9 protein-coding genes and 1 tRNA gene are annotated in these 12,655 nt (G+C 34.5%); 7 read left to right on the top strand and 3 right to left on the bottom strand.

The features are described from left to right. Positions 1-3: 3 nt before the first annotated feature. The 3 genes from FFONT_RS02110 to FFONT_RS02100 all read right to left on the bottom strand — a co-directional run bounded on the left by FFONT_RS02110 (position 4) and on the right by FFONT_RS02100 (position 2,535). Positions 4-777, bottom strand: a complete 774-nt coding sequence (locus FFONT_RS02110; protein ID WP_148683530.1) for a DUF72 domain-containing protein — start codon at positions 775-777, stop codon at positions 4-6. Positions 778-790: 13 nt separating this feature from the next. Further along, a complete protein-coding gene (locus FFONT_RS02105) occupies positions 791-1,207 on the bottom strand; it encodes an ACT domain-containing protein (protein ID WP_158308290.1) in 417 nt (138 codons plus the stop codon). Between the two features lie 122 nt (positions 1,208-1,329). Further along, positions 1,330-2,535: a M20 family metallo-hydrolase gene (locus tag FFONT_RS02100; RefSeq protein WP_409335748.1), complete on the bottom strand. Its 1,206-nt coding sequence runs from the start codon at positions 2,533-2,535 to the stop codon at positions 1,330-1,332. A 171-nt stretch (positions 2,536-2,706) separates the two neighbouring features. On the opposite strand from FFONT_RS02100, the gene FFONT_RS02095 reads away from it, so the two are divergent. The 7 genes from FFONT_RS02095 to FFONT_RS02065 all read left to right on the top strand — a co-directional run bounded on the left by FFONT_RS02095 (position 2,707) and on the right by FFONT_RS02065 (position 12,653). Further along, a tRNA-Val gene (locus FFONT_RS02095) sits at positions 2,707-2,780 on the top strand. 633 nt (positions 2,781-3,413) lie between these two features. Continuing rightward, positions 3,414-4,853 (top strand): TldD/PmbA family protein, encoded by a 1,440-nt coding sequence (locus FFONT_RS02090; RefSeq protein WP_014557566.1) that lies wholly within the window; start codon positions 3,414-3,416, stop codon positions 4,851-4,853. Continuing rightward, positions 4,853-6,184: a metallopeptidase TldD-related protein gene (locus tag FFONT_RS02085; RefSeq protein ID WP_014557565.1), complete on the top strand. Its 1,332-nt coding sequence runs from the start codon at positions 4,853-4,855 to the stop codon at positions 6,182-6,184. The genes FFONT_RS02090 and FFONT_RS02085 overlap by 1 nt, the downstream gene beginning before the upstream one ends. A 579-nt stretch (positions 6,185-6,763) precedes the next feature. Continuing rightward, positions 6,764-8,701, top strand: a complete 1,938-nt coding sequence (locus tag FFONT_RS02080) for a thiamine pyrophosphate-dependent enzyme (RefSeq protein WP_014557564.1) — start codon at positions 6,764-6,766, stop codon at positions 8,699-8,701. Next, positions 8,698-9,312, top strand: a complete 615-nt coding sequence (locus FFONT_RS02075) for an indolepyruvate oxidoreductase subunit beta (RefSeq protein ID WP_014557563.1) — start codon at positions 8,698-8,700, stop codon at positions 9,310-9,312. Before FFONT_RS02080 ends, FFONT_RS02075 begins: the two co-directional genes overlap by 4 nt. Next, positions 9,297-10,727, top strand: coding sequence for an acetate--CoA ligase family protein (locus FFONT_RS02070; protein WP_014557562.1), 1,431 nt, complete (start codon positions 9,297-9,299; stop codon positions 10,725-10,727). The genes FFONT_RS02075 and FFONT_RS02070 overlap by 16 nt, the downstream gene beginning before the upstream one ends. A 489-nt stretch (positions 10,728-11,216) precedes the next feature. Then, complete coding sequence (locus FFONT_RS02065) at positions 11,217-12,653, top strand: FAD-binding oxidoreductase (RefSeq protein ID WP_014557561.1); 1,437 nt, start codon at positions 11,217-11,219, stop codon at positions 12,651-12,653. The last annotated feature ends 2 nt before the right edge of the window (positions 12,654-12,655 follow it).

The raw sequence follows: 12,655 nt of genomic DNA, 5'->3' as shown, positions 1-12,655 counted from the left end.
TAATTATTTTATTGCACCTGTCATAAGTTTTTTAAATCTAACAGCATCTTCTAACATAAATATATTGTTAAACAAAACATATATATTTTTATTATGAACTATAGCTTTTCCAATTAATTTTGATAGAGAGATTAAATCTTCATCTGTGTATTTATATTTGTAGTTTGTTTCTCTTTTTCCACCTAGACCGTGAAGTCTTATATAAAGGAAATGCTCATAAAAAATTTTACCTCTTCTTAATGCATCAGTTACTATCTCTACTTTTTCATTTTCGATCTTTTCTAAAAAAGAATCATCTTCAGCATATTTTCCTCTTGGTTCCCAAGCAATTTTTATATTTTTTTCAACTATGCTTGTAATTTCTTTAAAAAAACTTGAAATTCTATCTTTGGTATATTCGTCATAAGGCATAGATGGAGGAGATTGAAGAACTATTACTTCTGCATTTAACTTTCTAGCCTGATCTACAACTTTCGAGAATGCCTCAAAGTTTTCTTTTGTAGGTTTGAGGTATCCGTAATTGTTAATCTCTCCATTTATTTTATTTTTCATTTTTTTCCACGTAGGAGAAGTTGAAGGATGTGTAATCACTTGCCAGCATTTCAAGGTTATCTTATTTTCATTTCTTTTGTTTTTCAAGATATTAGAAATTTCTTTATCTGATAACAAATCATAAAAAGATTTCTGAATCTCTACTACATCTACTAGAGAAAAAACTCTCTTCATTGATGTCGGAAAGCCACATGTTCCGACAAATACTAAATTCGTAGAGTTCATAAATATGCTTTCTCTAAAAGTTCTTCTCGACAGGTTTTACAGACACCATGTAGATGACAGGCAACTCGCTTATTTTTTTCTCGATTTCTTCAGGTTTTATTTCTTTATTCCCAGGTTCAACGATCATCGTGCATTCTCCAATTTCTCCTCTCTTTATAGTAGAACATTTAGATATTAAAATGTCCAACTTCATATCCAAGAAGGCTTTTGTAAGATCTGCTAGAGCACCAGGCTTGTCTTGGAGCTCAACTCTTATTTCATAAAGCTCTTCGTTTTTAGTAGTTATTGGAGTTAAAATCATTTCTTTTTTATCTACGTCAGCAATGAGCACCATATACCTTCCTTCTGAAATATCCATAGACTCTCTTATAAAGAGTGGTATTGTTACCCTACCTTTTGGATCGATTTTTACAACACTACTTAATTTCAACGAAACCACCTTTGTGTAATTTTCTTATTATAACAATAATATAAATCTATACTCTACCTTCATATATATTTTATTACTTCACTCCTTCGTGTTTAATAAATTTAAGATTTTGGGCTAAAAATTTATATCATTAGTGAAAGGAAGACTTTCGCATCTTCGACCATATTCTTTATTGAAGCATATTCATTTGGCTGATGTTCAACTTCATCGATAGTGCACCAAACTACAGCAGGGATTCCTTTTTGTCTGAAGAATGCCGCTACTGTACCTCCACCTATTCCGCCTGTTTTCGGTGTAATGCCCCTCAATTTTTGTATCGATTCTGTTAGCTTTTTCACTATTTCACTGTTTGGATCTGTTGGCTTTGTAGAATCACTGCGATTAACAATTTCAATTTCAATTTTGGGTAGACTTTCTCCCTCAATGACTTTTTTGTGTTTTGCAATAATTTCATTCTTTGTCTGGTTTACTACATTTAGGACTTCATCAATAGTATATTCAGGCAATATTCTACAGTCAAAAGTGATTTCATGGTCAGAGGGAATTATATTAACTGAACCAGCTGAACCTCTTACCATAGTCGGTTCGAATGTACTCCTCGGAGGGTCGAATAAATCATTTCTTTTGTTAAACTTTTCGTGCAATTTTTTATCTAATGTTATAACAAAGTCGGCAGCAACACGATGGGCATTAAGTCCTTTGTCGGGCATTGAGCCATGGACCTGCTTCCCGGTGACCTTAACTCTTAGCCAAAGAATACCTTTTTCTGCAATTTCTATAAAGCTTCCTTCAGAATTTCCTCCGTCTGGAACTACTATCCAATCATTTTCTCCGAATAGATCTGGTCTGGCTTTTAATAAATACTGCGCTCCATATTCAGAACCGGTTTCTTCGTCGCTTACAAAAGCTAAAGCCACTGTCCTAGAGGGTCTAATTCCCAAGTCCATCAAGGCTTTTACTGCGTATAATGAAGCTACTAGAGACTGCCCATTGTCAACGGATCCTCTGCCATAAACCTTTCCATTTTTAACGACAGGTTCAAAAGGTTTGCATTCTGTCCATTTGCTTAATTCTCCAGGTGGAACAACGTCCATATGTGTTAAAAACCAGATCTTATCTTTTTCGTTTTTACCTTTATAAATAGCAACAATATTTGGTCTTATTCCTCCTTTTGCTCTTGGGTCAGGAGCATTGACTTCAATAATATCATCGAACTTCCATTTTTTAATAATTTCAAGGAGTTTTTTAGCTTTATCGAGCTCTCCTTCTCCTCCAGAACTAGGACTGATTGCAGGAATTTTTATGAGTTCTACCAAAGTATTAACCATTTCATCTTTTAATGATTCAACTTTATCTAAAAGTTCTTTGGGAATATTAGAGGTTTTATTCAAAACTTTCCCCTCATATTTTTAATGTTAAAATATTAAAAAATTAAAAATAATAAAGTTTTAGAAAAAGCTTTTAAACAGATTTTATTTAAACTAAAATTGCCATAGCTCGGGCCCGTCGTCTAGCTGGTTAGGACGCTGCCCTCACGCGGCAGAGGTCCGGGGTTCAAATCCCCGCGGGCCCATTCGTCTTCTATCATATCACAAGGAATGATTAAGGTGATCTTTTTTGACTTGAAGACATATTCACTATAGAGGTAACGCTTGTACTTGACCTTCTATACAACATAGAACATGCTATTATATATTATTGATATTACTCTCGCTTAGTTTTATGAAGGATCTTTATTATAGACTCAACATTTTTTTGTTCTATTTAGTTTTTTTACAGCTGAAAATCTTTTCATTTGTTATTGCAATGAAGGTTTAAACATCTTTAAGGGTTTCATCTTTCATCTCTATTATTAGAAACTTTATCCGTTAGATACGAGATTACGTAAACACACGCTGAAGATGTTATGAATTGTATCATGAATATCGCGGGAACTCCCAAAGCTACGCCCGAAAATACTTGTTGTTTACCGGAGAATGTATCTAACTTTACTGCTCTGTTATTGAAAGATATAAACTCAAATAAATGCAAAAACCATGCTCTGTTTAGAGTGAGGGAAAAAATTAGGTAGAAACTGTGTAGCTGCAATAACTATTTTTATTTTTTAAGAAAACATTCGAAAGTTTTATTCTTCATTCCAACAAAAAAGTTATTTAAAATTTATAACAACAAATTATTTATCAATTGAAAGAGGAGATGTTTAACTTTGGATGAGGATTTACTCAGAAAAGCATTGGATTATGCATTAACACAAGGAGCTAAATATGCAGAAATAAGATTTCATAAAAATGAAGAAAATTATGTGATTCTTAGAAATGGAAATTTAATAAGTGCAGGAAAATCGTCAAGAAAAGGTATAGCCATAAGAGTACTTTATAACGGCAATTTGGCTTTTTCGTCTACAAATGATATAAGTAAAGAAAGCATTTTTACTGGTATAGATAAAGCCATTGCCAATGCAAAAGCACTCAATATAAATAAAAAAGAGAATTTTTCACTATCTGAAGAAAGGAGTCTAGGTAAGAGTAAATACGAAGTTTATGTTAAAGAATCATTTGATCAATTGCCAATAGATGAAAAAATTTCTTACTTGAAAAATTTGTACATGGTTGCTCTAGATTCCATGAAGAATGCGAAATTGAATGCAATGTTTGAATCATACAGTGATGAAATAGAAGAAAAAGTTATCGTCAATAGCGATGGTGGATATGTAGAGAGTAAAATACCTAGACTGTACTTCTTCGGAAACATAATTATATATGACCCGCAGAAAGGATCAATGCAAAAAATGATAGAAAAAGGTGCAAGTGGAGGACTCGAGCTTCTAAAAGGCTGGAGGCTTGAAGATGAAATAAAAAATGATTTAAAATCTCTAGAAAAAGTTCTATTAGAAGGTAAATCTCCCCCAAAAGATGCTGTAGATGTGGTAGTAGGTAGTGAAATAGTAGGTCTAATTGTCCATGAAAGTGCAGGACATCCAATGGAGGCAGATAGAATCTGGGGGAGAGAAAGCGCACAGGCAGGAGAAAGCTTTGTAAAGCCTGAAATGATCGGTAAAGTGTATATAGGTAATTCGAATGCTACAGTTATAGATGATCCGACAATACCTGAGAGCAATGGATTTTACTTATATGATGATGAAACTGTCCCCGCAAGAAAGAGATATATCTATTATAAGGGTCTTTTGAACGAGCCTCTTCATAACAGATGGACTGCATCCGTATTTAAAACAAATAGCAACGGTGGAGCTAGAGCTATGGATTATACCAGTGAGCCTATTGTAAGAATGTCAAACACATATTTAGAACCAGGAGATATGACTTTCGAAGAATTAATCGAAGACATTAATTTCGGAATTTTCATTAAAAGCTATATGGAGTGGAATATCGATGATATAAGATGGGGACAAAGGTATGTAGGTTTAGAATCGTATCTAATAGAAAGAGGAGAAATTAGCGAACCCGTTTTAAACCCTGTCCTTCAATTCAATACGAGAGAATTTTACAGTAGCATAATAAGTAAAGATAAAAATCTAGAATTTTCTTCGGGAACATGCGGGAAAGGCGAGCCTCATCAAGGCGTTCCTGTTTGGCATGGAGGACCAAATATAAGATTAAGCAAAATGAAAGTGGGGGTGATCGCATAATGAGTGGGGAAATAAATAACATTGCAGAAGATGTAGCTAAAAAAATGAAAAAAGGAGGTTTTGATGACGTTGTTGTAAAAATTACGTATCTAGAAGAAACGATGACAAAAGCTGCAAATAACACGATAACAATAACACAAAACTGGTCGAATAAAAGACTTGATCTTTATCTTGCAAAGGATAAGAGAATTTCAGTTATGTCTACACATTTTAGCTCATTTGAAGATATTGGAAAAATACTCGATAGCAGTAGCAATGTAATAAGCAAGATCCAACCATCTGAACTTTATGCTGAATTGCCAAAGCCTAACGCTGAACATAGTTCAAAAATTCTTGATATCAAAGTTATCGAAAAAATGAGCGAAGTGCCCGTATACATGCAAAAAATGATAGAGAAATCTTTGGAATCCGGGGCAGAAAAGGTCGCGGGGGTTCTTTCGTTTATCAAAGAAGAGAAAGTATTGTCTATAAATGGTGAGGAAAACTTTAATGAAGTCAGTACGGCAGTTAAAACTTATATAAGATCCTTTAAAGGAGAAAAAAGCGGTATGTGGAGTTTTGGTTCAAGGTACCTTGATGAAAAAGAGCTTCTTAATACCTCAGAAAAGGCAACTCAATTTGCTTTGCTTCAAAATAAAAAAGAAAAAATTGACAGCGGAAAATATGACATAATATTGTCACCGCTTATTGCAGGAAATCTGCTGAACTACATTATGTTTTCTGCTTCAGCTTTTAATGCATTAGCTGGCCTTTCATTTTTCAAAAATAATGAAAACAACATGTATTCTGAACAACTTTCACTTTATGATTCTCCAGAAGAAACAGATCTTCCAGGCTCTACTAAATTTGATGACGAAGGACTTGCCACATATACTAAACCAATAATTGAAAAAGGAATGTTTAAAACATTCTTGCACAACTCGAAAACTGCAAAGAAATTTAATACGAAATCTACAGCTAATGCAGGAATGTTAGCTCCAATTAACTGGAATATAAAAGTAAACACTGGCGATAGTAGCTTAGAAGAAATGATCAGGGAAACAAAACTCGGCATATTCTTCAACAACAACTGGTATACACGATTGCACAACTATGCAGAAGGCATTTTCTCTACCGCGCCTAGGGATGCCATTCTTCTCATAAAAAATGGAGAAATTGTAGGGTATTTAGATAGAATTAGAATAGCCGATTCATTTAGCAATTTATTGAAGAAAATCTCAATGCTTTCAAAAGATATATATAAGATTTGGTGGTGGGAAGTAAGTATACCTACTAAAGTCCCTTACATTAAAGTTGACTCTATAAGAATTGCAACCGAAAGTTTAGCATAAAATTTGATTTATTAATTTTTTAATAAATTTCTTAAGAAAAATTTAAAAAACAAGTAAAATATACGAAGTAGAGGTTATAGATAAAGGAGTGGAGAAATTAATGGGTAGTGAAAGGAAATTCAGCGTATGCCTCAAAGTCCTGTACTAAGTATGGATATGTGAAAGAAGACTTTACTCTATCTGATCGTATTTTTGTCTTTCTGATTGCGTGCTCTGATCAGTGATCATGACTATAATGCTTTTCTAAGCATTTCGCTTTTGGTTCGGGAAGCTTTTAAAGCTTGCAGACAGGAAATATTCATAACAAGATGGAGATGCCCACCTGTAAGGGCAGGGTTAGTTCACATGAAATAAAAATATAGAAAGATAGAAAGTTTATTTATAAAAATTAATATATTCAAATTTTTATTGATAAAGCATCATTACAATGTTTATTATTATATAACATTTATAAAATGTAAAATAATTACTTTAAATTTATAATAATGGAGATATTTATGAACGGAAAAATTTATATATAAAGTAAAGTAATAAATAATTTTATATCACAAATTATCTATTTCAAAAAGGCGAAACAAAATGAGTTCTGAAAAAAATCCTTTACTTTTAGATGAACCAGGAAAAAGAATGTTAATGGTAGGCAACCAGGCTATCGTAAGGGGCGCGCTTGAAGCTGACGTTGATGTTGTTGCAGGATATCCTGGTACTCCGTCTTCTGAAGTTTTAGAAATGCTAAACGAAATGAGAAAACAGTTAGGCATTTATGCGGAGATCTCCGTTAACGAAATGGTGGCAGCTGAAGTGGCAGGCGGTGCAGCAGCTGCAGGGCTCAAGGCTCTAGTTACTATGAAGCATGTAGGTGTCAATGTGGCTTCTGACTTCTTTAATGTAATAAATATGACGGGCATAGATGGAGCGTTGGTAATATATGTTGGAGATGACCCTGGTGCATGGGTATCTCAAAATGAGCAAGATACTAGAATTTACTGTGAGATGTTTCACTTCCCTTGCTTAGAGCCATATGATCAGCAGACTGCAAAAGATTTAATGATAAAGGCCTTCGAACTTTCAAAAAAATACAGCTTGCCAGTAATTGTTAGATCAACGCACAGAATTGCGCATGCGAGTGGTTCTGTAACGATTGGTAAGTTACCTAAGTATCCGAAAGAGCTTCCAGAAGGTAAGTTCGTTAAGAATCTTGACAGATGGTACACCGGAGACGTATTCATACAAAAATTACATAAAGAACTACATGAAAAACTCTATAAAATACAAGGAGACATAGAGAACTTGAATCACTATTATGAAAAGGGAAATAGCAAAATAGGAATAATAGCAGATGGTATAAACATAATGTATGCTAGAGAGGCTTTGCAAAAGCTTGGACTTGAGGGAAAAGTAAGCATTCTAGGTCTGGTAGGAGTTTTCCCAGTACCAAGAAAGGTAATCGCAAACTTCATAAATGGTTTAGATAAGGTTTTAATTGCTGAGGAAACCGAACCTTATCTCGAAAACTATGTAAATGTTATCGCTCATGAGAACGGTTTGAGCAATCTTAAAGTTTATGGACGTAATACTGGAAACATACCTTGGAGCAATGAATTGAATAGCTCAATAATCGCCAATGCATTAGTTGATATAGCAGGTAAAGAGCTTGGTGCTAAAGGATTACCAGAAATACCAACACAAGTAAAAGAGGCAGTTAAAAAAGCTCAAGAAATAACTCCATTTAGATATCTGACATTCTGTGCCGGCTGTCCTCATCAAGGAACATTTTATGCCCTTAAGATGGCACTTTTACGTGAAGGCGTTAAAATTGACAATATACCAATAATTCTAGATATAGGGTGCTACGGTCTTGCTCCGTTCTCTCCAATGAGAATCGGTGATGTTAGCCTGAACATGGGTTCAGGATTTGGATTTCCGCAGGGGCTTAGAGTTGCATTGAAAACAAAGGATCCAGTTATAGGTATTGTGGGAGATTCGACATTCTTCCATGCATCAATGCCTGCATTAATAAATGCAAAATGGAATGGTCAGAAAGGAATGCTATTCATAGTTGCTGATAACAGGATTACAGCAATGACCGGAGGTCAGCCGAACCCGAGTTCGGGAATGAGAGGAGATCATTCGCAGAATCCATCAATAAATGCGGAAGACGTGATCAAAGCTATGGGCTATGAAGTTGAAGTAATCGATCCATATGATGTTAAAGGCTCTATAGAGGCATTTAGGAAAGCTATAAAGAAAATAAGAGAGACCGGTGAAAACGTAGTTGTTGTATCAAAGAGGGGCTGTGCGTTATATGTAGAGCCGCCAAAGACTCCTTACTATATTGACCCGGATAAATGTACGGGATGCCGTGTTTGCCTATTGACTCTTGGATGCCAAGCTTTACAGTGGGATTCTGTTAAGAAAAAAGCTCACATTGCAGATGAACTTTGTGTCGGATGTGGAGTATGTGCGCAAGTATGTCCTTATAATGCGATAATAAAACCGGAGGGTGGTAAACAATGAGCAACGAAACTAAACAGGTAATTGTAACAGGTATAGGTGGACAAGGAAACGTATTAATGGCAAGGATATTGGTAGCAGCTGCCATAGATTCCGGCCTTGAAGGAAGGGTAGGAGAATTATACGGCTCAGCGCAAAGAGGCGGACCAGTTGCGAGTCATGTGAAGTTCGGGAAAAAAGCATTTTCTCCGATAATTTTAGAGCATGAAGCAGATGCAATCATATCGTTAGAGCTATCTGAAAGTTTAAGGAGACTTAACATGCTAAAGCCGAATGGTGCAATACTAATAAACGATTATAGAATAATACCGTCATCAGTAATGTTGGGTGAATCTAAATATCCTACTAAAGAAGAAGTAATAGAAGCTATAAAGAAAGTCACGGATAAGATATGTATTATACCGGCAACCGATATGGCAAAACAGCTAGGCAACGCAAGAATTGCTAACGTCTTGATGCTAGGAGCATTTAGAGTGTTCTTTGATACCGGTATAGATAGAGAATACTTTATCCAAGCAATAAAAGAAAATGTAAGACCAAAATACGTTGAGTTGAATATAAAAGCATTCGAAAAGGGTGAAGAATTAGGTAGAGAGTTATGCAAAGCGATCTAAAATATTTTTTTTATCCTAGTAGCGTCGCTATAATTGGAGCTTCTGAAGATCCTCTTAAAATAGGAGGGTTAGTTTTCAGAAACGTTATCAGCGGGTATAAAGGCAAAGTGTTTCCAATAAATCCTAAGCATAATATGCTTAACGGATACAAAGTATATCGAAGTATATTAGACGTGCCAGACGAGGTTGATTTGGCGATAGTTGTCATTCCTGCCGCAGGAGTTCTAAGTGCTATAGAAGAGGCATGTAAAAAGAAAGTCAAAGCGTCAATAATAATAACATCGGGTTTTGCAGAGACAGGAGAACAGGGTAGAAAACTCCAAGAACAGGTGATAGCAAGAGCTAAAAGCTGTGGAATGAGAGTTATTGGCCCGAACTCATTCGGAATAGTCTCGACAGCAGTCGATTTAAATGCTACATTCGGAGTTGGAATCCGAAGAAAAGGATCTACTGCATTTATATCACAAAGTGGAGCGATCGCTGACGGTACGTTTGACTGGTTCCAAGACGAAGGAATTGGGTTTAGCATCCTTGTAAATCTTGGAAATAGAGGAGATGTTAATGAGGCTGAAATCATTGGATTTTTGAAAGAAGACGAGACAACTAATACTATAGGAATATACCTTGAAGGATTGCCTAATGGCCTAGGAAGAGAGTTTTTAAAGGCAGTAGAAGAAACCATAAGCGAAAAACCAATTGTAGTTCTCAAATCAGGAAGAAGTTCTAGTGGTGCCAGAGGCGCAATGTCGCATACAGGTTCGCTTGCTGGAAGCTACAATATATATAAGACTGCAATTCAGCAGCACCACGCTTTTGTAGTAGAATCAATGCAAGATTTGATAGACTATATAAGAGCTTTAAGTATGCAGAAGAATAGAACGACAAATAGTGAAATTAGGGGTATAGGAATATTGAGCAATTCTGGAGGACTTGGTATATTGGCAGCTGATGAAGCGGAAAAGGTTGGATTTAACGTTCCTATGCTACCACAGAATGTAATAGATGAAATCAGAAAAATTATCCCTCCTTATGGTGCACCATATAACCCAATAGATGTAACAGCTCAGGGAACGCCAAAACAGCAATATGAATTTTATTCAAAGACATTCAAAGTATTAGAAGAGCACAATGTAGTTGATGGATATGTGGTAATAATTGAGGGTAGTTTTCCAAGAGAAACTGTAGAAGCTATAACAGATGCGATAATAAATGAGATCGTTCCAATAACGAAAAAACCTATAGTAGTAAATTGGTATGCGGCGAAATCTATAATTGAAGATCTCGCAAAGAAAATAGAGAATGAAAAAGTGCCTGTGTATCCCACACCAGAAAGAGCGATTCATGGTCTTCAAGCTCTAATTAATTATTCATTAGCAAGGAAAAAAGCTCAAATAAAAGCCTTAATTTCTCAATAATTTATAATTTTTTGTTAAAAATCATCGCTTTTTTTCAATCTTTTTAAACATGTTCTTTTAAAAAAGGAATAACAAGTTATACTTTATGTCATTTAAAATTTTTCATAACTAAGTAAGCTCAACAATTAGAAATTAATAAAATATTATAAGCTCTCCTATCCTAAAAACGCCTCCAGCTAAAATAACCATATAAAATACCTAGAGATTTATCATCTCTCTTGCTCTCTTATATAAAAAATATTTATTTGTAAATATAACAATAAACTTCAAACTTCCTGAAAAGAGATATTTAAAGAAAGAAGAAAATCTGAGTAAAGCCTTTTTTTATTTTGAAATTAAATAAATGAGAAGCATGATATTTTCGATTGTTTAATTTAGGTTTAAAAAATTTTAGATTATATTTTAAAATTGAAATTTTTTGTCTAAAAAATAATTTTATGATAAGTCTTTTATATTATTTAAAAACAATAATAAATTGGGAAAATAAAAATGCTAAAAAGCAAAAAAACTATAGCTAAAGACTTGTCATCTATAGTTTCTGACGGGAATGTTATTACTGACGAGTCAACGATAAAAGTTTATGCAAAAAATGCATCACATATGGAAGGAAATGCAATAGCGGTTGTTTTTCCTAATAATACTGAAGAAGTTTCAGAAATAGTGAAATATTGCTACAAAAACAATATAAAAATATATCCTCAGGCATCTGCAAGTGAGCTTACAGGATCATCTCTTCCTAGAGAAGACGGAGTTATAGTTAGCTTTGAAAGGATGAATAAAATAAAAAATATAAACATACTAGATTCGTATGTAGTAGTTGAACCCGGCGTTAGGCTTTATGATTTAAACTTAGAACTTTCTATCTATGGTTTTATGTTTCCTATTGATCCTGCTTCTATAAAAATAGCTACGGTAGGTGGCGCGATTAATACTGGAGCTGGAGGAATGAGGGGAGTTAAATATGGCACCATGAAGGATTGGGTCAACGAGTTAGAAATTGTTATACCAAATGAATATGGAACAATATTAAAGATAGGATGCAAGACTTCTAAATGTAGGCAGGGATATGATCTTGTTAGACTTATTGTTGGTAGCGAGGGAACCCTTGCACTAGTGACTGAAGCGACATTAAAAATAACTCCTCTTCCGGAAAACGTAATTACGCTTGCTGCATTTTTTGATGACATCGAGGGACTTGTAAATGCTCTTCTTGAAATTAAGAAAAATAAGCTAGATATCTTAATTATGGAGTTTGTCGATGACAAAAGCGTTGAGCTTACACTTAAAGTTTTAAAAATCAATATAGCTGGAAATGGACATTATTTTGTTACTTCTATAATAACTTCTCCAGAATCTTCTGAAAGGGTATTATCTCTAGTCGAAAACATACTGAAAAGAAATGGAGCAAAAAATGTGTATAAAGCAAAGACTTTAGATGAAGCCGAAAGCGAAGGGATATTCGATATAAGAAGAAATTATGACATCGGATTGAGAGATCTAGTAGTAAAAATGCGAAAGAATCCTGCTAGCAAAATAATAGATTACAATGAAGATATAAGCGTTCCTCCTTCGAAGCTTCCAGAAGCTGTAAGAAGAATAAGAGAAATAGAAAAAAGATATGGATTACCTTTAACGCTTGCTGGACACGTAGGAGATGGAAACTTGCACCCCGTAATTAAAATCGAGGAAAAGAACATAGAGCAGATTGAAACATACGAAAAGATGAAAAGCGAGATACTTAAAGCTGTGATTGAATTGGGCGGTACTGTTAGCTCTGAACATGGAATAGGTCTGGACAAGAAAAAAGACCTGATAATGGAACTAAAAAGCAAAAACAGCGTGAAGGCTATCGATATAATGAAATCAATTAAGCAAACATTTGATCCTAAGAACATTTTGAACCCTGGTAAAATATTTGAGGTGTAGGA

Origin of the sequence: Fervidicoccus fontis Kam940, assembly GCF_000258425.1 — an archaeon.
Taxonomy (GTDB): Archaea; Thermoproteota; Thermoprotei_A; order Sulfolobales; family Fervidicoccaceae; genus Fervidicoccus; species Fervidicoccus fontis.
Note: the sequence above shows the minus strand (reverse complement) of the source record. Positions and strands in the feature narration are given on the sequence as shown.